This window comes from Candidatus Accumulibacter aalborgensis, assembly GCF_900089955.1.
Classification (GTDB): domain Bacteria; phylum Pseudomonadota; class Gammaproteobacteria; order Burkholderiales; family Rhodocyclaceae; genus Accumulibacter; species Accumulibacter aalborgensis.
In genome coordinates, this window is record NZ_FLQX01000101.1 from 59,057 (window position 1) to 80,012 (window position 20,956).

Annotated in this window: 19 protein-coding genes and 1 tRNA gene; 10 read left to right on the forward strand and 10 right to left on the reverse strand. The window is 62.3% G+C overall.

Going from position 1 to position 20,956, the window contains the following annotated elements:
* Nucleotides 1-8: 8 nt before the first annotated feature.
* Nucleotides 9-1,289, forward strand: coding sequence for a glycolate oxidase subunit GlcF (gene glcF, locus ACCAA_RS07985; RefSeq protein WP_186406713.1), 1,281 nt, complete (start codon nt 9-11; stop codon nt 1,287-1,289).
* Between the two features lie 68 nt (nt 1,290-1,357).
* Here the strand turns inward: glcF and ACCAA_RS07990 are convergent, their stop codons facing one another.
* Entirely contained in the window at nt 1,358-1,759 is a 402-nt protein-coding gene (locus ACCAA_RS07990; RefSeq protein WP_186406714.1) for a hypothetical protein, read from the reverse strand.
* Between the two features lie 134 nt (nt 1,760-1,893).
* Between ACCAA_RS07990 and ACCAA_RS07995 the strand changes: the two genes are divergently transcribed.
* Nucleotides 1,894-2,676: a PP2C family protein-serine/threonine phosphatase gene (locus ACCAA_RS07995; RefSeq protein WP_186406715.1), complete on the forward strand. Its 783-nt coding sequence runs from the start codon at nt 1,894-1,896 to the stop codon at nt 2,674-2,676.
* Here the strand turns inward: ACCAA_RS07995 and ACCAA_RS08000 are convergent.
* The 3 genes from ACCAA_RS08000 to ACCAA_RS08010 all read right to left on the reverse strand — a co-directional run bounded on the left by ACCAA_RS08000 (nt 2,662) and on the right by ACCAA_RS08010 (nt 6,956).
* Nucleotides 2,662-4,146 (reverse strand): DEAD/DEAH box helicase, encoded by a 1,485-nt coding sequence (locus ACCAA_RS08000; protein WP_186406716.1) that lies wholly within the window; start codon nt 4,144-4,146, stop codon nt 2,662-2,664. The two genes, ACCAA_RS07995 and ACCAA_RS08000, sit on opposite strands and share 15 nt — an antisense overlap.
* Nucleotides 4,147-4,345: 199 nt before the next feature.
* Nucleotides 4,346-6,451 carry a DUF1631 family protein gene (locus tag ACCAA_RS08005; RefSeq protein WP_186406717.1) on the reverse strand — a complete coding sequence of 702 codons (2,106 nt, stop codon included), beginning with the start codon at nt 6,449-6,451 and terminating at the stop codon, nt 4,346-4,348.
* Between the two features lie 133 nt (nt 6,452-6,584).
* Complete coding sequence (locus ACCAA_RS08010) at nt 6,585-6,956, reverse strand: hypothetical protein (RefSeq protein ID WP_245754492.1); 372 nt, start codon at nt 6,954-6,956, stop codon at nt 6,585-6,587.
* Nucleotides 6,957-7,286: 330 nt separating this feature from the next.
* Between ACCAA_RS08010 and ACCAA_RS08015 the strand changes: the two genes are divergently transcribed.
* On the forward strand, nt 7,287-8,927 hold the full coding sequence (locus ACCAA_RS08015) for an electron transfer flavoprotein-ubiquinone oxidoreductase (protein WP_186406719.1): 1,641 nt from the start codon (nt 7,287-7,289) through the stop codon (nt 8,925-8,927).
* A gap of 3 nt (nt 8,928-8,930) precedes the next feature.
* Here ACCAA_RS08015 and queG read toward each other — a convergent pair whose 3' ends face one another.
* The gene (queG, locus tag ACCAA_RS08020; protein WP_245754494.1) at nt 8,931-9,980 is read right to left on the reverse strand and encodes a tRNA epoxyqueuosine(34) reductase QueG; all 1,050 of its coding nucleotides are present in this window, start codon (nt 9,978-9,980) and stop codon (nt 8,931-8,933) included.
* 63 nt (nt 9,981-10,043) lie between these two features.
* Between queG and tsaE the strand changes: the two genes are divergently transcribed.
* The 3 genes from tsaE (at nt 10,044) to ACCAA_RS08035 (ending at nt 12,068) form a co-directional block, all read left to right on the forward strand.
* Nucleotides 10,044-10,547 carry a tRNA (adenosine(37)-N6)-threonylcarbamoyltransferase complex ATPase subunit type 1 TsaE gene (gene tsaE, locus ACCAA_RS08025; protein ID WP_186406721.1) on the forward strand — a complete coding sequence of 168 codons (504 nt, stop codon included), beginning with the start codon at nt 10,044-10,046 and terminating at the stop codon, nt 10,545-10,547.
* Nucleotides 10,502-11,869 carry an N-acetylmuramoyl-L-alanine amidase gene (locus ACCAA_RS08030; protein WP_186406722.1) on the forward strand — a complete coding sequence of 456 codons (1,368 nt, stop codon included), beginning with the start codon at nt 10,502-10,504 and terminating at the stop codon, nt 11,867-11,869. The genes tsaE and ACCAA_RS08030 overlap by 46 nt, the downstream gene beginning before the upstream one ends.
* Nucleotides 11,870-11,992: 123 nt before the next feature.
* Nucleotides 11,993-12,068: transfer RNA gene (locus tag ACCAA_RS08035), tRNA-Thr, on the forward strand.
* Nucleotides 12,069-12,241: 173 nt separating this feature from the next.
* Here ACCAA_RS08035 and ACCAA_RS08040 read toward each other — a convergent pair.
* From ACCAA_RS08040 to ACCAA_RS08060, 5 genes are all read right to left on the reverse strand, one after another.
* On the reverse strand, nt 12,242-12,601 hold the full coding sequence (locus ACCAA_RS08040) for a hypothetical protein (protein ID WP_186406723.1): 360 nt from the start codon (nt 12,599-12,601) through the stop codon (nt 12,242-12,244).
* 8 nt (nt 12,602-12,609) lie between these two features.
* The gene (locus tag ACCAA_RS08045; RefSeq protein ID WP_186406724.1) at nt 12,610-12,981 is read right to left on the reverse strand and encodes a hypothetical protein; all 372 of its coding nucleotides are present in this window, start codon (nt 12,979-12,981) and stop codon (nt 12,610-12,612) included.
* Nucleotides 12,982-13,084: 103 nt separating this feature from the next.
* Nucleotides 13,085-13,468, reverse strand: a complete 384-nt coding sequence (locus tag ACCAA_RS22580; protein WP_342674038.1) for an addiction module antidote protein — start codon at nt 13,466-13,468, stop codon at nt 13,085-13,087.
* On the reverse strand, nt 13,350-13,637 hold the full coding sequence (locus ACCAA_RS08055; protein WP_186406725.1) for a HigA family addiction module antitoxin: 288 nt from the start codon (nt 13,635-13,637) through the stop codon (nt 13,350-13,352). Before ACCAA_RS08055 ends, ACCAA_RS22580 begins: the two co-directional genes overlap by 119 nt.
* Nucleotides 13,621-13,809, reverse strand: a complete 189-nt coding sequence (locus tag ACCAA_RS08060; RefSeq protein ID WP_186406726.1) for a hypothetical protein — start codon at nt 13,807-13,809, stop codon at nt 13,621-13,623. Before ACCAA_RS08060 ends, ACCAA_RS08055 begins: the two co-directional genes overlap by 17 nt.
* A gap of 356 nt (nt 13,810-14,165) precedes the next feature.
* On the opposite strand from ACCAA_RS08060, the gene ACCAA_RS08065 reads away from it, so the two are divergent.
* From ACCAA_RS08065 to pglX, 4 genes are read left to right on the forward strand one after another with little or no spacing between them, the layout of a single operon-like run.
* Entirely contained in the window at nt 14,166-14,762 is a 597-nt protein-coding gene (locus ACCAA_RS08065; protein ID WP_186406727.1) for a DUF1819 family protein, read from the forward strand.
* Nucleotides 14,759-15,337: a DUF1788 domain-containing protein gene (locus tag ACCAA_RS08070; RefSeq protein ID WP_186406728.1), complete on the forward strand. Its 579-nt coding sequence runs from the start codon at nt 14,759-14,761 to the stop codon at nt 15,335-15,337. Before ACCAA_RS08065 ends, ACCAA_RS08070 begins: the two co-directional genes overlap by 4 nt.
* Before the next feature lie 25 nt (nt 15,338-15,362).
* Entirely contained in the window at nt 15,363-18,977 is a 3,615-nt protein-coding gene (brxC, locus tag ACCAA_RS08075; RefSeq protein WP_186406729.1) for a BREX system P-loop protein BrxC, read from the forward strand.
* Between the two features lie 4 nt (nt 18,978-18,981).
* On the forward strand, nt 18,982-20,898 hold the full coding sequence (pglX, locus tag ACCAA_RS08080) for a BREX-1 system adenine-specific DNA-methyltransferase PglX (RefSeq protein WP_186406730.1): 1,917 nt from the start codon (nt 18,982-18,984) through the stop codon (nt 20,896-20,898).
* Nucleotides 20,899-20,956 lie beyond the last annotated feature (58 nt).

Consider the following 20,956-nt stretch of genomic DNA (forward strand, 5'->3'; position numbering starts at 1 on the left):
CGCCGACCATGCAAACCCATCTCGCCGACTTCATCAGGGACACACCGGCCGGACGCGAGGCCGACGCGATCCTGCGCGCCTGCGTGCACTGCGGCTTCTGCAACGCCACCTGTCCGACTTTTCAGTTGCTCGGCGACGAACTCGACGGGCCGCGCGGCCGTATCTATCTGATCAAGCAGATGCTCGAAGGGCAGCCGGTCAGCGAGAAAACGCAGCTCCATCTCGATCGCTGTCTGAGTTGCCGCTCGTGCGAGACGACGTGTCCGTCAGGCGTCAGGTATCACCGCCTGCTCGACATCGGACGCGAGGTGCTCGAGCAGCGTGTGCCGCGCTCCTTCGCCGGCCGGGCGACGCGTTTCCTGCTCTGCGAGACGCTGCCGCGGGGCGAAATGTTCAAGCCGGCGGTACGCCTCGGCCAACTGATGCGGCCGCTGTTGCCGAGTCTGCTGGCCGAGCAGGTGCCGCTGGCCACGGCGGAATCGGCGCGACCCTGGCCGCGGAAAGGGCGGCACCCGCGCCGGCTCATTGCTCTCGCCGGCTGCATGCAGCCGACGCTGACGCCGAATACCAATTTAGCGACGGCACGTGTGCTCGACCGGCTGGGAATCGAATTGCTGGAGGTGCCCGGTGCCGGCTGTTGCGGGGCCTTGCGCTACCACCTCACCGACCGGGAAAATGCGTTTGCCGACATGCGACGGGTGATCGACGCCTGGTGGCCGCAGGTCGAGAGCGGGCGCGTCGAGGGCTTCGTGATGACCGCCTCGGGTTGTGGCGCGCAGGTGCGAGAGTACGGTGAACTGCTCAAACACGATCCAGCCTACGCCGAGAAAGCGGCCCGGATTGCGGCAATGACGCGCGACGTCTCCGAGGTGCTGGCCGCCGAGCGGCGGCGTCTGGTCGAGCTGCTGGGCCAGGCCGGCGGCGCTGCCGGCCAGCGTGTGGCCTTCCACTCGCCATGTACCTTGCAGCACGCGCAGAAGATCCGCGGGGTCGTCGAATCGCTGCTCACCGCCGCCGGCTATCAGTTGACCGCGGTGGCTGATGCGCACCTCTGCTGTGGTTCGGCGGGGACGTATTCGATCAGCCAGCCGGTGCTGGCCAGCCAGTTGCGCGACCACAAGCTGGCCGCCCTGGGTGCCGGTTCGCCAGCGGTCTTTGCCACCGCCAACGTCGGCTGCCAGAGGCATCTGCAGAGCGGGAGCCCGACGCCGGTGCGGCACTGGATAGAACTGATCGATGAACGCTTAAGCACTTCGGTGGCAGGCGGCCGTCGGGCGGAGGGCGATTAGTTCGATCGGTCAAGCGCGAAGCGCATCGCTCGTCGAGCATGCGCGCCACCCGAGGCCGGCTTTGGCCGCTATCTCATACCCTGCGCGACGCCGAAAGCGATAGAATTCGTCGTCGCGTTACCGGTGACGACGGCCGGCAAGGGCAAGCGGCGCGTCTTGCGCACTCGCAGACAGGAGAATTCAGGAAGTGCACGAAAGGGTATGAGATGAGCGAACAGCGTGAGCACGCGGACCTTCCGGCACTGGAGCGGCGGCAGAACCTGCCTCTGAGAATGGCTTTCGATGACGCTTTCGTAATGATCGAGCCGTTCTTCGATCCGCAGCAGGGCTGGGGAGGGCAGTCCCTGGAGCACCTGGCGTACCGCATCGTGCGCGAGAATTTTCCTGACTTGAGTGGCGAAGAGGTGCATGCCCTGGTAGTCGCCGCGCACCGGGTCTACATTGAGCGCAACCCGGATCGTAGTGGTCATTTGCCGCACCCCAGCGCACTTCGGCGGGGAAGTCCCTAAACCACACAAGATACTGCATCACCCCGGACGGGCTGTGCGCTGGCAATGCGCGGCTGGGTTGAAGGTGACGCGCCAGCCGCTGAGAGAGACCATCAATGCCGATTTCAATCGATGCCTGTGTCGCCCAGCATCGGGGTGATCGCCGCGAGCAGCAGGACCGGGTGGCCATCCTGCCGCATCCCAAAGGGGGGGGAGTGGCGTTGGCCGTGGTTGCCGACGGGATGGGTGGCCATACCGGGGGGGTGATTGCCGCTCAGCAGGTGATCCACACGGCGCGCGACAATCTGGAACGCTTTTCGGCGCGTACCGAGTCAGCACGTGTGTTGCTGGAATCGAGCCTCAATGAAGCGCATACGCTGATCAAGGCTTCGCGCTTCATCAACGAAAAGGATCCGCATAGTACGGCAGTGATGCTGCTGTTACAGCCGGGCAGGGTAAGCTGGGCACACTGTGGTGACAGCCGCTTCTACCATTTTCGTGGCGATAGACTGCTCTTTCGCAGCACCGATCATTCCTACGTCGAGCAACTGGTGGTGCAAGGCAAGATCACCCCGGAACAGGCACTGGTGCATCCCAACCGGAACATTCTCCTGACTTCGCTGGGCGGCGTTGAAACACCCAAGGTCGCCTTTGGCGAAGCCGAAGGCCTGCAGGCGGGTGACACCTTTTTGCTCTGCTCCGATGGTCTGTGGGCTTACTTCACCGAACAGGAACTGGCCTGGGCGATCGATGGCGCAGCGTCGGCGCGGGAAGCCTCAGAATTGCTGATTGGCCGCGCGCGATCAATCTGTAAAGGCGATGGCGACAACATTTCGCTGGCCATCCTGAAACTGGTTGACCTGGCCCTTCCCGGGCCCGCTGAGCTACTTTCGCCCTAGTCCGCCCAAGAGTGCTGCCACAGGGCGGCGTGCCTTGTGCGGGTGTTCGGCGAAGCCAGGCGCCTTGCTGCCTTCGCTACCGACCGGTGCGGCGACCGGATGCGGGTCAGCGCTCTCGTAAGGCTTGCTGAAATCGAAACCGTCGGCGGCGATGTGCTGGGGACGGCGGCCGCTGCCCGGCCGGCTCGCAGCCGGGCGTTGATCGCCGCGCACCGAGGTGCGCTCGCTGCGTGGTGTCGCCAGGGGGGCTTGCGCCGGTGCTGGCGCCGGTGCTGGTACCGGCAATCTGCGGCGATGGCGGTCGCCAGGCGGATAAGTGTAGTCGTATTCCGGCTCGAAGCCGGGGACGACGACCTGCTCGACCTGAATCCGGATCAGCTTCTCGATGTCGGCCAGATACTGCACCTCGCTCGCCGAGACCAGCGAAATCGCGGTGCCCGGCTTGCCGGCACGGCCTGTGCGGCCGATGCGGTGGATGTAGTCTTCCGGTGTGCGCGGTAGGTCAAAGTTGATCACATGCGGTAGTTCGTCGATGTCGAGGCCGCGCGCCGCGACATCGGTGGCCACCAGCACCAGCACCGAACCGTCCTTGAAGGCTTCAAGTGCCTTCAAGCGCTCCTGCTGGCTTTTGTCGCCATGGATCGAGTCGGCGGCAATACCTGCCCGCTGCAGGTCGCGCGCCAGTTTGTTGGTTTCAATCTTGGTACGTGTGAACACCAGCACCTGATTGAAGTCGGACGATTTCAACAACTTGACCAGCAGCGCTCGCTTGGCCTCGGCAGCGACCGGATGCACACGGTGGGTGATCGTCTCGGAAACCGTGTTGCGCTTGGCGACCTCGATCAGCACTGGCGACTTGAGCATCCGGTCAGCCAGCTTCTTGATCTCTTCCGAGAAAGTCGCCGAGAAGAGAAGGCTTTGGCGCTGCTTTGGCAGCAGGTTGATGATCCGCGTCACGTCAGGCACGAAACCCATGTCCAGCATGCGATCGGCCTCGTCGAGGACGAGTGCCTGGACGCTGCCGAAGTTGAGGCACTTCTGCTCGAAAAGATCGAGCAGGCGGCCCGGCGTGGCGACCAGCACCTCGACGCCGAGACGAACCTCGGCAATCTGCGGCTTGATGTCCACGCCGCCATAAACGCAAGCGCTTCTGAGCGGAACGTACTTGCTGTAAGTCTTCACCGATTCGTGCACCTGGATCGCCAGTTCGCGCGTCGGCGCCAGCATCAGGACGCGTACCGGGTGTCGCGCGGGCGACGGACTCGAGCTGGCGAAGGGAAGGATGCGCTGCAGCAGCGGCAGCGTGAAGGCGGCCGTCTTGCCGGTGCCCGTTTGGGCGCCGCCCATCAGATCCTGTCCCGCGAGTACAATGGGGATGGCTTGCGCCTGGATCGGTGTCGGCTCCGTGTAGCCGTGGTCGGCAAGGGCTCGCAGCAGATCAGGTGCCAGGCCGAGTTCATTGAAACGCATGGGTGAAGCCCTGAAATCAGTCAAAACAGTCCAGAATCAACGGGATCAAAGCACTATTATACATTGATTGACCGCCCGCGCCGGCCATAGTGCCAACTCCGGCGGGCCGCAGGTCAGCGTTACCATGAAAGTCGCGCAAGCGACTCGCGAATCTCCCCTCGCCCGCTCGCGGGAGAGGGGGCGGGGGTGAGGGGAACGGTCATGACCGTTTGTCGAGCCGGTTGAGGGCTTGTTCGGCGGCAGCGTCGAAGATGGCGATACGCGAAGCGATCTGTGCTCGGCCAGCGCGCAGCTGCTCGTCGAGCACCGCAGGTGATATGGCGACGGCGTGGCCCCAGTCGGGGTTGAACAGAAGGACCGTTCCCGACGACGGGCTTTGCCAGCAGCAGAGGCCGCACAGCGGCTCGTGGTCCGACGCATGAAAACGCAGCCAGTCACCGACTTGCCAGCTTTCTTCCGAATCTTCATGGGGCGATGCGGATTCCGTCGCCAGCCGCAGATAATGGACCCGTTGCCCATCACGCGCCAGCAGGCGGGGTCCGGTTTTCAACGCCGCGCTGCTGCTCGCGTCGGCGGGCGCTTTGTCGCGAGGCTCGCACGCTGACGCCGATACGCGGATCTGTGTGGCGCTGCGCAGGGCAGCGGTCTGCAGATCGAACAAGGTGTTGAGGAAGGGGCCTCTTTGCGCGGCTGACACGCCGATCTCATCAAGGCCGGCGCCGATTCGCCTGACCAGCGACGAGGCCAGGCCGGCAAGGCGCTTTCGTTCCTCGGCGGTCTGCTTGGGCTGAACGCTCCAGATCAGCTCATCGGCAGTCGCGCTGTCCTGTTGCCAGCGTTTGCCGTCAGCTCCGCCATCAAGGGCGGCGCCGACCATCACCCGCCACCAGTACTTTTCGAGAAACTCCTCGACGTCGGGCGAGTGTGTTGTCGCCTGCCTGGCATGCAGCCAGGTATGGGCCAGGCGCTCGGCGTATTGCCGGCTCTCGTGCGCCAGGACCAGTTGCAGGTGAGCGTTGGCAGCCAGCCGAATGGCGCGATCACGTTCGTCGATCAACGCGTCGAGTTCGGCGAGGTAGGGGTCGAGCAGCGCGCCATTGACGGCCAGAACCTCACGTACCGCGACGGTCAAGCGGTCTATCTGCGCGCAGACGGGATGTTCGCAGCCAGCGTTCCGGGGCAGCCCGATGGCCGCACGTGCCATACGATTGACCAGCAGTCGTGCGGGGTGCCTGGTGTCGGCGAACAGCGACGGATCGATGATCGCCCGCTTGAGCAGTGGGATCTGCAGGCGTGCGATGGCCGCCTTGATCGCGTCGGGCAGGTCGGCAGAATCGAAGATAGCCGTAAAGATCAGAGCCATCGTATCGAGCGTGACGGCCTCCGCCTGGCCGAGGGGCAGGTCGAGATCCTCCGACTTCAGTGCGCACAGCACGGGGCGAGTGGCTGAATTGTCCACGGCACCGTCGCTGCTTGCGGACGGCGAACGCGCCTCGAGCGCCGTCAGACGGGCGAGCAAATGGTTGAGCATGACCATTGCCGCAGCATCGAGAGCGGCATTTCCAGACCTCGCGCCGTGGCCGCCGGGGCCTTCTCCGGGACTCGCCACCTGGTCGACGTCAAGCCGTCGATGGACGACCTTTTGCAGCGCTGAGAGTGCGTTGGGCGCCGTCGGGTTACCCCTGCTCGCCGGTTCTGCGTCCTCTCTGGGCCCGGCTGCGCCCGCCCCTATCTGCCCTGGCGCCGCCTCGATTCCAGCGCGCGCCAGCAGTTCGCCGATTTCCCGATAAACCGTGGGCAGTTCCTCGCCGAGGTGTCCGTCGAGCCGGTCGAGCAGGGCGAGTTGCTGCTCAAGGGTGCCACCGCTCTGCCGGCAGATCATCCACAGGCCCAGACAGATCACTTCCGGGCCGACCGGATTGTCGGCCTCGCTCAGCGTTGGCCGACCCAATAGCGCCTTGTAGCGCAACTGGGTTCGCCACAGTTCCCTACCGCCGGCCTCGCGGAGGTGGCTGCCGATCTCCCCGATGCGAATCTCCAGGTCGAGATCACTGTCACCCATCAGGGTCAGCCGTGATGCCGTCAGGTCGGCGGCCTGGCCAAAGTCATCAAGCGGGCTGGCTGATGCCAGTTGGTCATGCGCCTCGCCAATCTCACGACCGAAAGCCTCGAGCTCCAAAGGACTGCGGATCCCGGACCGACTGACGATCTCCTTCAGCCGGCGCTGAAACAGATCCCTGGTCGCGTGCAGGAGTCTGGAAAAGTCATCCTGTGGCGGCGGTGGCAGACGAGTAGGGTCGGACATGGTTTACAGGCCAGACGAGATGAGCAAGCGAATCCGTGTATCGTATCAGGTCGACGGTCCACTGGCGCACCTGCCGACCGCCTACGTCGATCCTCACCAACTATACACTTGACCACAAGCCGGCACGAAGCACCTAATGCGGCTGGGCCGCCTTGGTATCGGTCTTCGCCTCGGCGGCCGCTTCCTCTGGCGCGGGCGCGATCTTCTTCTTCTTGCTGCCGGGAGGTTGTGGCGGAGGCAACTGCGGCTCGACGGTGGGCAGCTTGTTTTCGCGCATATAGATGTCCATATCACGCCAGCCATCATAGATGGCTGCCTTGGGTAACCAAGAATAGATCGAGTAGCAGTCCTCGATGGCCCGGCCCGACTGTCGGCATGCACCGCCGACCGCCTTGCCTTCAGCTTCCTGGCGGGCCGCCTTGACCGCCGGCGCCTCGATCCCCAGTTTTTGCTGGATCAGGTCACAGCCGCTCAGACCAAGCCATAGCGCGCTGATGATGAACACGATGCGTATCTGACTCCGGGGTCGCTCAAGCACGATGGTCGATGAATAATGGGTTGAAGATGGCGCATTCTAACCACGAACTGCAGCCCCTGAAAGACCAAGCTGCGGCGAGGTCGCTGCCAGCCCTGCGCCGACGGCTGCGGATTCATCTGGCCGTTGCGGCGGTGGCGGACGAGGCACTCGCTGCGCTGCGAAGGTTGACCCGGGTCTTTGACTACGGTATACGCGGGGGTGTGCACGCGGTTTTTGGCGCTAGACCACGATGAATCCGCTTCGGCCAACGGGCCGACGGTCGGGTCCGGATCGATTGAGCAACCTTGGGGAGTGGCAATGGAACGGGAAGTGATGGAGTATGACGTAGTAATCGTCGGTGCGGGTCCGGCTGGTTTGAGCGCGGCGATTCGCCTCAAGCAACTGAATTCCGAGCTGGCGGTCATGGTTCTGGAGAAGGGTTCCGAGGTCGGAGCGCATATCCTGTCGGGCGCACTGTTTGAGCCCCGGGCGCTCGACGAATTGCTACCCGATTGGCGGGCGATGGGCGCCCCGCTGAATACCCCGGTCAGCGAAGATCGGGTTTATCTCTATCGGAGCCAGAGCGCAGCGACCAAGTTGCCCGGTTTTGCTGTTCCCGCGCCGATGCACAACGCAGGTAACACGATCATCAGCCTCGGCAGCCTGTGCCGCTGGCTGGCCGAGCAGGCCGAAGCAGCCGGCGTCGAGATCTTCCCCGGTTTTGCCGCTGCCGAAGTGCTTTACCACGATGACGGCTCGGTCAAGGGAGTGGCCACCGGCGACCTCGGTCGCGACAAGAAGGGCGAGCCGAAGGACAGTTTTCAGCCGGGGATCGAGTTGCACGCCAGATACACGCTGTTCGCCGAAGGCGCACGCGGTCAGCTCGGCAAGGAGCTGATCGCTCGATACGACCTTGCCGCCGGCGTCACCGCGCAGCATTACGGTATCGGCATCAAAGAGCTGTGGCAGATCGATCCGGCCAAGCACCAGCCTGGCCTGGTGGTACATGGCGCCGGCTGGCCACTCAGCGAGCATGGCGCGACCGGTGGTTCATTTCTCTACCACATGGAAGATCATCAGGTGGCGGTGGGTCTGATCGCCGATCTCAACTACGCCAATCCCTATCTTTCCCCGTTCGAGGAGTTTCAGCGCTTCAAGTCGCAGCGCGAGATCAGGAAGTATCTCGAAGGTGGCAAGCGCTTGTGCTACGGCGCGCGGGCGATTACCAAAGGGGGTTTCAACAGCCTGCCGAAGCAGACTTTCCCCGGCGGCGTGCTGCTCGGCTGTGACGCCGGCACGCTCAATTTCGCCAAGATCAAGGGTATACACACGGCGATGAAGTCGGCGATGCTTGCCGCCGAGACCGTCCACACGGCGCTGCAGGCGGGCGACCAGGGGCGCACCGATCTGGTCGCTTATCAGGCTGCTTTCAAGGACTCCTGGCTGTACGCCGAGCTTTACCAGGCGCGCAATTTCGGGCCCGCTCTGCACAAATTCGGCACCTTTCTGGGTGGCGCTTTCAACTGGATCCAGCACAACCTGTTCGGCGGGAAGATGTTTTTCACGCTCAAGGACACGACCAGCGATCACGAGCAACTTCGCCCTGCTGCCGGCTATCAGCCCATCCAGTACGCCAGACCAGACGGTGAGCTGAGCTTCGATCGCCTGTCATCGGTGTTCATGTCCAATACGGCCCACGAGGAGGAGCAGCCCTGTCACCTGCAGTTGCTTGACAGCAGCAAGGCCATCGCCGTCAACTTCAATGTCTATGCGTCCCCCGAGCAACGCTACTGCCCGGCAGGGGTATATGAGATCGTCGAGGAAGCCAGCGGCCCACGCCTGCAGATCAATGCGTCGAATTGCGTCCACTGCAAGACCTGCGACATCAAGGACCCGACGCAGAATATCCGCTGGGTCGCTCCCGAGGGGGGGGGCGGGCCGAACTATCCGAACATGTGACCATCAAACGCCGCGAGCTGTGTGCTGTGCCAGCGCCCAGCGCACGTGCTCGCGCACCAGCGGGGAAGGATCATCCTGCCGCGAAGCCAGCGCGGCGACGATGGCCGGCGAGCCTGGCGCGTTGCCCAGCGCGACGGCGATATTGCGTAGCCAGCGCTGGTGACCGATGCGGCGTAGCGCACTGCCCGCCAGTCGGCGGTTGAATTCTTCCTCGCTCCAGGCGAAGAGTGCTGCCAGTGGCATCGCATCGAGACCGTTGCGGACGGCAAAGTCGGCGTCGCCGAGGCCGGCAAACCGGTTCCACGGGCAGCACAACTGGCAGTCGTCGCAACCGTAGATGCGGTTGCCGATCAGCGAGCGCAGGTCCACCGGGATGGCGCCCTGCAGTTCGATCGTCAGGTAGGAGATGCAGCGACGGGCGTCCACTTCGTAGGGGGCGAAGATGGCCTGGGTGGGGCAGACGTCGAGGCAACGACGGCAGTCGCCACAGTGATCTGCGATTGGCGCGTCGGGTGGCAGCGGCAGGTTGGTGTAGATCTCGCCGAGAAAATGCCAGGAACCGCCGCGCGTCAGCGAAAGCGTATGTTTGCCGCGCCAGGCGATACCCGACTGGCGCGCCAACTCGGTTTCCAGGACCGGCGCCGAGTCGGAGAATACGCGGCACGAAAAGGGCTGCGCCGGTGCGAGCGCCGCAATGTCGCCGCGCAGGCGATCGGCTAGCGCCTGCAGTCGCTGGCGGACCGTTTTGTGATAATCGCGGCCGAGCGCATAGCGGGAGACGTAGGCCAATTCACGATCGGCGAGCACCTTCTCGGCATCGGCAGCCTCCGGCCAGTACGTCAGGCGGGCCGAAATGACCGACAGCGTTCCCGGCAGCAGTCGCCCGGGATCGGCGCGTAGCGACGCGTGTTTGGCCATATAATCCATCTCGCCGTGCCGGCCCAGGGCCAGCCAGGCCATCAGCCGCGGCGTTGCCGCCGAGACATCGGCGCCGGCGATGCCGATCGCAGCGAAGCCGAGTTCCTGTCCCCAGTCCTTTATCCTTCTCGCCATTTCGGCATACGCATTCTGGCCCAGCGTTTGGCCGCCAGCAGCATTGGTTTTGGAGTCCTTTTCTTGCATAGCCCCGATCATAACCAGTCCACGCTTGGCCTGCACCTCGCCGATGAGGCGGCCACCGCCTGCTTTGGCCGTCACCTGGCTCCCTTGCTGCATGCCGGCATGGTGGTCTGGCTCGATGGTGACCTTGGCGCCGGAAAAACAACCCTGGTGCGCTCACTGTTGCGCGCATGCGGTCATGTCGGGCCGGTCAAAAGCCCTACCTACACATTAGTTGAAATTTATGTGATTTCGAGGATATACTGGTATCACTTTGATTTCTATCGTTTCAACTTTCCAGAAGAGTTTGTGGATGCAGGGCTCGGCGAATACTTCCGTGACGATGCCGTTTGTCTGGTCGAGTGGCCGGAAAAAGCCGCCGACCACGTGCCGTCGCCAGACATCATTGTACGCTTCCACTTTGTCGAGAACGGGCGGACACTGGAGTTCGTCGCGTGTAGCCAGGAGGGGCAAAAATGTCTGAACGTGCTCAAGAGCGGCTGGCCGGGCGCCGCCGACTGATCAAGCTGGCCGGTGCATCGCTGTTTCTGACGGTGACGCAGCGACCGCAGGCGGCAAGTAATCGCTCACTGGGCATTCTCGCCGTGCGCATCTGGCCGGCGGCAGACTACACCCGGGTAGCCATCGAGTACGGCGCACCGCTGAAATACACGCACTTCATGGTCAAGAACCCGGAACGTCTGGTCGTTGATCTCGAAGGAATAGAGTTCAACAGCGTGCTCGAAAGCCTCGGCAACAAGATCGCTCCGGACGATCCCAACATCAGGCTGTTGCGCGCCGGGCGTTACAAGCCGGGCGTCGTGCGCCTGGTGATGGAACTCAAGGGAGAGGCCAATCCACAGGTCTTCGTCCTGCCGCCAGTGGGTGGCTACGGCTATCGCCTGGTTCTCGACGTTTATCCCCTCAACCCGCCCGATCCGCTGCTCTCGCTGCTTGATGGCAAGGAAGCTCGTCCGGCGCCGGTCGAGAACCGTGCCAATTCGAAGCCCGAGGCGCGTCCGGAAGCGCTTGCCGAAGCGAAGCCCGAGCCAAGAGCCGAGCCAAGAGCCGAGCCGGTCAGCGAACCCAGGCCGGTCGCCAAGCGGCAAGGCAGGCCGGTGATTGATCGCCTGGTGACCATTACCCTCGACCCTGGGCACGGTGGTGAAGACCCCGGTGCCACCGGCAGTGGCGGTAGCCAGGAAAAGAACGTCACGCTGGCCGTTGCCAAGCGCTTGCGCGCCAAGATCGAGGCCGAGCCGAACATGCGCGTCGCCCTCACGCGTGATTCAGACTTTTTCGTGCCCTTGCACGCCAGGGTACAAAAGGCGCGACGAATCCAGTCCGACCTCTTCGTCTCGATCCATGCCGATGCCTTCGTTCGGCCCGATGCGAACGGGTCTTCGGTCTTCGTTCTTTCGGAAAGTGGCGCCTCGAGTTCAGCGGCGCGGTATCTCGCACAGAAGGAGAACGCTGCCGATTTGATCGGCGGCGTGAATATCGACGTCAAGGACCCGATACTGGCGCGCACTCTGCTTGATCTCTCGCAAACGGCGACGATCAATGACAGCCTCAAGCTCGGCAAGGCCGTGCTGGGTGAACTCGGCGGCATCAACAGGCTGCACAAGGCCAGCGTCGAGCAGGCCGGTTTCGCGGTCCTCAAGGCGCCAGACATTCCCTCGATTCTCATCGAGACCGCTTTCATCTCGAATCCCGAGGAGGAGAAGCGGCTCAACGACGACGCTTACCAGGACAAGATGGCCGAGGCGATTCTCTCGGGGATCAAGAAATACCTGGCCAAGAACCCGCCGCTGGCCAAGTCGACCCTGGCGAGACTCGACTAGCCGGTCTGACGACTGCTCCGGGGAGCGCGAAGGCGGTGGAACGGGCCGGCAAAAATAGGGGTTCCAAATATCGGGCTGCGCTGCTAAAATGCGGCCCCTGCATGGTGCTGGCAGTACCGCCGTGCCGCTGTAGCTCAGTCGGTAGAGCAGCGCATTCGTAATGCGAAGGTCGACAGTTCGATTCCGTCCAGCGGCACCAGAAAATCAAGCACTTAGCCTCGGTCGAAAGCCGGGGCTTTTTGCTTTCTGGGTTTCTGGGAACGACTGGGGAACGACCAGACTGCAAGTGTCCCCGCGCTCCGTCGGCACCCCCGCCAAAGTCGAGCGCGACGCGCCGGCTGAAGTTGGACAAACGGTTCAGTCTGGCGCCTATCACATCGCCACGCCGATGCCCGGCTGGCCGTCATCCTCGACCGCTTCCCGGTTTGCCACTGGCCTGATCACGTTACCAGCCAAATTTTTCATCACGTCGTCCAGCAGGCTCTTGTTGCCGAGCTTGGAGGGAAGCATCGACGTCTTGACCAGCAGCGCGTCCAGTTCCGTGCCGCAGTAGGTCACCCCCTTCTCGGTTCTCGGACTGTCTGCCGGCCTCATCGGCACCAGCAGGATGAGAAGGTCCCCACGAGCTTTCGCTTCATCAACCTGCAGCCGGTATTCCGCCCATTTCTCGGCAGGGGCATCGCTCGCCGGCTCACTCAACATGCAGATCGGTGGCCTGGGCTTCGGCAGCAACACTTCTTCTAGTTGCCGGCCAGGGTCGCGGCCTCGCCGGGCAGAAGGTCGCCGGCCGCCACGGCTTGCTGTATCCATGGCTGGGCGGATAGAAGGCCCTGTGCACGTTGCAGGTCCGCATCAAAGGCGCCGCCAGGGGGAAGTAGCTTTTCCTCGACGTGACGCTTCGCAAAGTCGCGCGTCTGAGTCTCAGTGATGTCTAGAGATTCCTGTGGAATCTTGAACCTGCTCTTGTTGCGGAGTGGGATTTCTCTCTTGCGGGCAGCCGCAAGCACGAGGATAAAAAACTGACGGCGAAACGAATCGTCGGCTTCCGCGACGGATTCACCAATGTCTCCAACTCTTACCGAATCGGGACAGCACTGGAATGTGACTTGCATGCTTGGCGCTCCTTCTCAGAGCTCCTTCGTTTGGGGGTGCCGCGCCAGCCGGGTGAAGGTGTCCCGGTTTTCTCCCCGTCGAGATAGGCGCGGCAAACCTCGGTCAGGCCGGATGTTCTTCCCTTTGAGCCACGGCCAAGCGCAGGCCGGCGGCCGACAGGACCGCCAGCAAGGTTTCGAGTGTCGGGTTGCCTTTGGGGGAATGTGCACGAGAAAGGCTCTCACGGCGCAGGCCGGCGTGTGCCGCTACCTCCTGCATTCCTTGGGCATGGGCGACGTGGCGCAAGGCGCGCAGCAAGGCTTGCTTGCCACCACCGACCTTCCGGCGGCCCGATTGCCTGAACCCATCAGGTGGCGGCGGTGCTCGGTCAGGCGGCGAGATTTTCGAGCGGCTTGATGTTCGGCTTTGGCAGTTGCTCGGCTTGCCATAGATCCCACTGGCTCTGCATGCCCAGCCATAGATCGGCGGATGTGCCCAGCCAGGCAGACAGACGCAGCGCCATGCCTGCGGTGACGCCGGCCTTGCCGTTCAGCACCTTGGAAAGCGTCACGCGGGACACCTGCAGTTCCTTCGCTGCTTGTGTCACCGTCATGTCTTCCGGCAGCCATTCCCGCAGCACTTCGCCGGGGTGCGCCGGGTTATGCATCCTGCTCATGCACTTCTACGCGGATGTCGCGGTAGTTCAACGTGCCTTTGAAGATGAACGTCTTCGCACCAGAGTGCCGGGAACGAACTGCCAGTCGTGGCGCGACATCGTCCCAAAGGAAGCCTTCGGTCGCCGGCTTGAAGGCTGCAATGCTGGTCGGTGACAGGTGTTTGCGGGGCATATCCGAAGGTCTCCTTGGAAAACTCGGGGAACGACTGGGGAACGAATAAAAAGGATTCTAGTCGTTTCATGTCTATCAAAAAAAAAAGAGCTCGCCATTTCGCGGCTGTGCGTATGGCGATGGCAGCAGTGGCGAACGCAGCACGACAGCGCACTGCGGGAACTTATGCACGGGTTGCCTCGCTGGGGCGGAATCCTTCCGGTGACGGAAGAGCTTTCGCAAGTTGGCCGGTGAACGTCTATTTCCTCGCTTTTCCGTCAGTGGGACACGGTGGCCTGTTCTGTTCCCGTACAATGGCGAGTCAAGCTATGCAAGAATCATTACCTGGGCTGAGGGACCTTCTGAACGGGAATCTAATGGGAGTCTACAATGCGGAAATCTCGGCAGGTTCCTTGATGTTGCCCGAAAGCCGCAGGATTGCAGCTTTGCTTCTGACCAGTCCTTCCCGGGAGCAGTGGTTCGATGCCCTCAAGCTCGACAACCTGCTGCAGAAGAAGGCCCCGGCTACGGCCCGCCGCCAGGCGCAGTTGATCCGCAAACGCCTGGAGACGCTGGAGGAGGAGGGCTTGAAGCTGATTGCCTGTGGTTCGCACGAGGTCGCGACGCAGCTCTTGTTTGCTGCAGCCATCAAGCACAGCCGCATCTTCGCAGACTTCCTGCATGACGTTTATGCCGGAAAACTTCGCCGGCTGGAGCAGAACCTGTCTCCCGCCAAAGATTGGGAAGCGTTCCTGGCGGAATGCGTACAGCGCGATCCAGATGTCGCGAATCTCAGCGCTTCCACCAAAGCGAAGGTACTGCAGGTCATCCTCCGCGTCCTCGCCGAGGGCCGCTATGTCGATTCCACCAAGACATTGCGGCTGACCCCGCCCCACCTGCACCCGGACGCCGTCTGCTACCTCAAGCGCCACGGTGCAACTTCGGTGCTTGCCATCATGGACATGGCCCGATGAGTCACGGCCTCGACGAGCGGCTCAACCGGCTACTGCCCAAACTGACTTCGCCTGACGTGTTGGCCAATAAGGGTTCCGGCGGCGAGATCGGCTTCTGGATCTTCGACTACCCACCCGAGCACGAGATGGCCGTGCGGACTTTCCTCCAGGAGGTCGTCCTGCCGGCACTGGCCAGGCATCAGCCCACGATCCGGGTCGCGGCGGTCAATCTCTTCGACCTCGTGATCGGCCTGTTGGAAGAGCGCAAGCTGCTCGACAAGGCCATCGAGATGCAGCGCACGCAGGGTGATGTCAAGACGCTCAAAGAGCTGAGCGGAGTACTCAAGGAAGACAAGCTCGCCAAGCGGCTAGTGACCAAGAACGACATCGCCGGCCTTGACCTGCTCATTCTCTGGAATGTCGGCGCGGTCTATCCCATGCTCCGCACCCATACGCTGCTCTCGGCGCTGCATGCCCACATGCAGGACAAGCCGCTGGTGATGTTCTACCCAGGCAAGTACGACGGCTATTCCCTACGCCTCTTCAGCCGCTTGAAAGACGACCACTACTACCGCGCCTTCCGTCTCGTTTCCTGAACTCCACTTCCCGGAACAACCCACAATGAAAATCAGGGAGATCTTCACCAAGCCGATCGACCGCCCGATCAATGGTGTCATCAAGGCCGACCAGCGCGACGCTGAGAGCATCTGGCAGGAACTCGACGAGTATGTAGTCACCAAGCAGCTTACCGAATACCTCCGCCGCTTCTTCGACGCCTTCCTGGCCGCCGCCGACAACCCGAAAGACCCGGTGCTTTCGGCGAGGATGGCCGTCTGGGTCTCGGGCTCCTTCGGCTCGGGCAAGTCGCACTTCATCAAGATCCTCTCCTACCTGCTGGAGAACATCGAAGCAGTCAACCCGGCGAACGGCACGACCAAGCGGGCCGCAGCGTTCTTCGACAAACACAAGATCAAGGACGCCATGCTGCTTGCTGACGTTCAGCGTGCGGTGCACGGCAGCTCCGACGTGATCCTGTTCAACATCGACGCCAAGGCGGACAGCAAGGATGAGCGCGATGTCATCCTGCAAGTCTTCCTGCGCGTGTTCAATGAGAAGCTCGGCTACAGCGGAGACGCCCCGCATGTGGCTGAAATGGAACGTCACCTGGTCAGCAAGGGAGCATACGAAACGTTCAAGGCTGCCTTCGCCGAGAAGAGCGGTTCAACCTGGGACGACCAACGCGACGCCGTCGGCTTCCTTCGCGATGAGGTGGTTTTTGCGCTGGCCAACGCCCTCAAGCAGAGCGAGGAGTCCGCCGGCGCCTGGTTCGACAGCGCTCGGGAAACCTATCGAATCAATATCGAAGGGCTCGCCAGGCTGATTCGTAACTATCTAGACAGCAAGCCGGCGGGGCACCGGATTGTTTTCCTGGTCGATGAAGTCGGTCAGTTCATCGGTAACAACACACAGTTGATGCTGAACTTGCAGACCATTGCCGAGCAACTGGGAACCCTGTGCCAGGGCCGGGCATGGGTCATCGTGACCAGCCAGGAAGACATCGACGCCGCCATCGGCGAAGCCAACAAGGCCAGGTCGCAGGACTTCTCCAAGATTCAGGGGCGCTTCCACACCCGTCTGTCGCTGGCCAGTTCCAACACCGACGAGGTCATCGGCGAGCGTCTCCTCGCCAAGACCGAAGCCGCTCACGCCGCTCTGCGCGACCGCTTCGAAAAGAAGGGCGACATCATCAACAACCAGCTCGCCTTCGTTGGCAACTCGGTGACGATGAAGAGCTACAAGGATTCGGCCGAATTCGTTGCCTGCTACCCCTTCGCCCCGTATCAGTTCACGCTGCTCCAGAAGATCTTCGAATCGATCCGCAAGGTCGGTGCTACCGGCAAGCACCTCTCGAAAGGCGAGCGCTCGCTACTCGACGCCTTCCAGTCCGCCGCCGTTCGCAATGCCGAGCGGGGGATCGATGCGCTGGTCCCGCTCTACGACTTCTATCCGTCGATCGAGAGCTTCATCGACACCTCGGCCAAGCGCTCGATCGACGAAGCGCCGGGCAATGCCGCACTCGAGCCCTACGACGCCCAGCTTCTCAAAGCGATGTTCCTGATTCGTTACATCCCGGACATCGTCAAGCCGAACATCGACAACCTGGCCACGCTTTGCGTCAATGAAATCGACGCCGACAAGCTGGCACTCAAACGCCGCATCCAGGAAAGCCTCGCCCGACTCGAAAAGCAGCGACTGATCAGCCGCAATGGCGATCTCTGGTTCTTCCTGACCAACGAAGAGCGCGACGTGGCCCGCGAGATCGGCCATGTCGCAGTATCCGCCAACGAAAAATGGCGGCTGCTCAGCGAACTGCTCTACGACGACATCCTCGCCGGCCAGACCAGGGTGCGTCACCGGGATACCAGGGCCGACTACGAATTCAACCGCCTGCTCGACGGAGCACCCTGGAAGAACGCCAGCCATCCGCTCAGCCTTGAAATCGCCACGCCACTCGGTGATGACTACGAACTCCTCAGCGAAGCCAGATGCATTCTGCGCAGCTCCGAATCGGGCGGTCGGGCTCTGATTCGGACCGCCGAAGGCGATCGGCTCGACATCGAGCTGAGCCTCTACCTGCAGATCGAAAAGTACATCGACAGCCCCAAGGCCAGCATGGCTGCTGCATCGATGAAGCGAATCCTGATGGACCGCAAGGACGAGAACCGCGAACGCCGGGGCCGCATCCTCGCGCAACTGGGTGATCTCATGGGCACCGGCGATTGCTATGCGCTCGGTCAGAAACTGCAAGTCAAGGCCGCGAGCCCGGGCACGCTGCTCGACCAGTTGCTCAACTACCTGATCACCAACACCTACACCAAGCTCCCCTACCTCAAGCAGCGTCAGGCTGACCCCATCGCCGAGATCAAGGCCGTGCTCGCCGCCAATGTCATCGGTCAGCAGGCGCTCGGTCTCCAGGGTGTAGACGGCAACCACCTCGCCATCAAGGAACTGCGCGATTACCTGCACCTCAAGGCCGGCACCGAGCGCGTCCTGCTCTCCGACGTCGTTGATCGCTTCACCGGCATCCCCTGGGGATGGAAGCCCGAATGGGAAGTGGTGCTGCTCGTTGCCCGACTGTTCATGGCTGGCGAGATCAAGCTGATGTGCGAAGGCAACGATCTCGACCCGAAGAGCGCCGGCGATTCCCTGACCAAGTCGGTTCGTTTCAAGCAGGTCTCGATCCTCAAGAGAAAGATCTCGGACCCTGATTCTCTCAAGCGGGCGCGGGCGCTCTACAAGGACCTCTTCGCCAGGATCGCTCGCGAAGACGCGGATGCGCTGGTCGCTGATTACCGTGCTGCCCTCGGCGACTGGCTGTCCGACCTCAAGGGCTATGCTCAGACCGCCGCAATCAAGCACCATCCTGGCAAGGACGTGATCGACGCGGCGAGTACCCGCATCGGCAAGCAGCTCGCAATCCGCGACGCCTTCGAATTCATAGAGACCCTGCTGAGCGCGAAAAGCGACTGGCTGGACGCCAGCGACGACATCCATGATGTCGTCAGCTTCTACAAAACCCAGCTTCTCTCCTGGCGCAAGCTGCTCGAAGCGCTGACCGGCTTTGCCGACAACCGGGAAGTCTTGCTGAAGCTTCCCGACGTCGCGACCGCACTCGCCGAGCTGGAGTCGATACGCGACAACCCGGCGCCGTACAGCCAGGTTCCGCGCGTCGAGGCGCTGATCAAGACCGTTGAGGCCGCCAACGAAGCCGAAGCGCAGCAACGGCGCGAACGCGCGCTCAATTCGATCGACTCCCGGATCGCCGAGGTCGTGAAATCGCTCGATCAGGTTCAGGCCGCTGCGGAGCTGCGCAACAAGGCTTTGCTGCCCTTGCAGGAGCTGAAGACCAAGGTCGCTGGTCTGTCCAGCATTCCGAAGATCCTCTATTTTCAGGATCAAGGCGGCAATCTGCTGGACGATGCGATGTTGATCATCGAATTGGCCAGCCAGAAGCCGGCAACGGTGGTGAAAGATCCGGGAGGCACGACGACGCAAAAGGTCTTGACCACCGGTGCCGGCACGGCAGCGCCGAAACCCTCGAAGGTCATTCGGGCGGCAGACTTTTCCCCCACGATCTATCTGGAAAGCGAAGCCGACGTCGAAAATTACGTCGGCAAACTCAAGTCCGAACTGCTCGCCGCCATCAAGGCCGGCCAGCGCGTACGCATCCAATGAAGCCATGAACACCGCCAAGCTCAAGTCCTACGCCCCGCAGGCCCGCAAGGCTTTCATCGCCGCCATCGAGGCCCGCGCCAACCAGCTCGGATTGTCTGCAAAAGGCGGCAAGCTTGGCATTGCCGCCGGCGAGTTGAAGGGTGACATCGTCGTCATCGCCGGCCAGGCATGGCCTGCCAAGGCGCATCAGCAGCGCGAGCGTCTGATTCAGCGCATCAACGACGACGGCTTTGCCCACACCATCGACGCGGTGGCCTACACCTGGTTCAACCGTTTTGCCGCGCTGCGCTACATGGAGCTGCACGACTATCTGGACCACGGCTACCGGGCGCTGTCGAGCCGAGAGGGTGGTTTGCCCGAAATCCTCGCCCACGCCAGCGAACTCGTCGGCGTCCTACCGGGCCTGAACGCCGCCCAGATCGCCGACTTCAGGCTTGCTGGCGACAAGGACGGCGAACTCTATCGGCTCCTGCTGGTCGCGCAGTGCAACGCGCTCTCCAGCGCGATGCCCTTCCTCTTCGAGCGCATCGACGACGAATCCGAACTGCTGCTGCCCGACAAGCTCATCCGCAGCGATTCACTGATCGCTTCGCTGGTCGATGAAATCCCGGAAGCCGACTGGTCCAACATCGAGATCATCGGCTGGCTCTACCAGTTCTACATCTCCGAGAAGAAGGACCAGGTCATCGGCAAGGTGGTGAAGTCGGAAGACATTCCGGCGGCAACGCAGCTTTTCACGCCCAACTGGATCGTCAAGTACATGGTCCAGAACTCGCTGGGGGCGCAGTGGCTGGCGACCTATCCCGATTCGCCGCTCAAAGCGCAGATGGCCTACTACATCGAGCCGGCCGAGCAGACCGACGAGGTCAAGGCGCAGCTCGCGGCCATCACGCCCAGCCAGCTCGACCCCGAGGAGCTGACACTCATCGATCCGGCGTGTGGCTCGGGGCACATCCTGGTCGAGGCCTATGAGCTCTTCAAGGGCATCTACCTGGAGCGCGGTTATCGGCAGCGGGACGTGGCACAGTTGATCCTCGAGAAGAACCTTTTTGGCCTCGACATCGACGAGCGGGCGGCGCAACTGACCGGCTTTGCGCTGATGATGAAGGGGCGGGCGGATGACCGGCGGCTGTTCGAGCGGGGGGTGAAGCTCAATGTGATGGCGCTGGTGGATAGCGCGGGCTTCGATGCGGAGGGCTTGGCGAAAGGGGTGGAGCTTTCAGACTGCGGGCTGAAGCCGGGGGACCTTTCGGAGCTGAAGCGGCTGTTCGAGCACGCGACAACGTTTGGCTCGTTGATTCAGGTGCCGGAGGGGGTGGTGGAGAAGCTGCCGGCGCTGAAGGAGCTGAGTGAGGCGACGCTGGACCTATTCGTTGCGGAGGCGCTCAAGCGCTTGGGGCCGCTGGTGCAGCAGGCGGAGTTGCTCGCGGCGCGGTACGACGCTGTGGTGGCGAATCCGCCGTATATGGGAGCTGGTGGCATGAACGGCCTCCTCAAGAAGTTTGCCAAGAACCACTTCCCCGACAGCAAGAGTGACCTCTTCGCCTGTTTTATTGAGCGTGGATACACACTTGCGAACGACGGTGGTCGCGAAGCCATGGTCACTATGCAAAGTTGGATGTTCCTGTCATCGTTCGAGAAGATGCGCGAGCGAATGCTGCGGGAAAAAACCATTACCACGATGGCACACATCGGGTACAACAGTTTTCCATCACTCAACTCGAAGGTCGCCCTCGCAACAGTGTTCTCTGTTCGAGGAAACAGGATTGCTGGTTACGTCGGATCATTTCAGAACCTCAATGATGCGCCGCGCGCCGCAGACAAGGAGGGTGTCTTCCTCGATCACGATCCGGCCAACATGTTCGAGGCTCGGGCTGAGGCATTTGTACAGATTCCAAGCGCCCCCATCGCATACTGCTGATCCTTACCCTCACCTGACTCCGTTGGCACTCAAGGGCGCTTGGGGGGGCGGCAGTGAT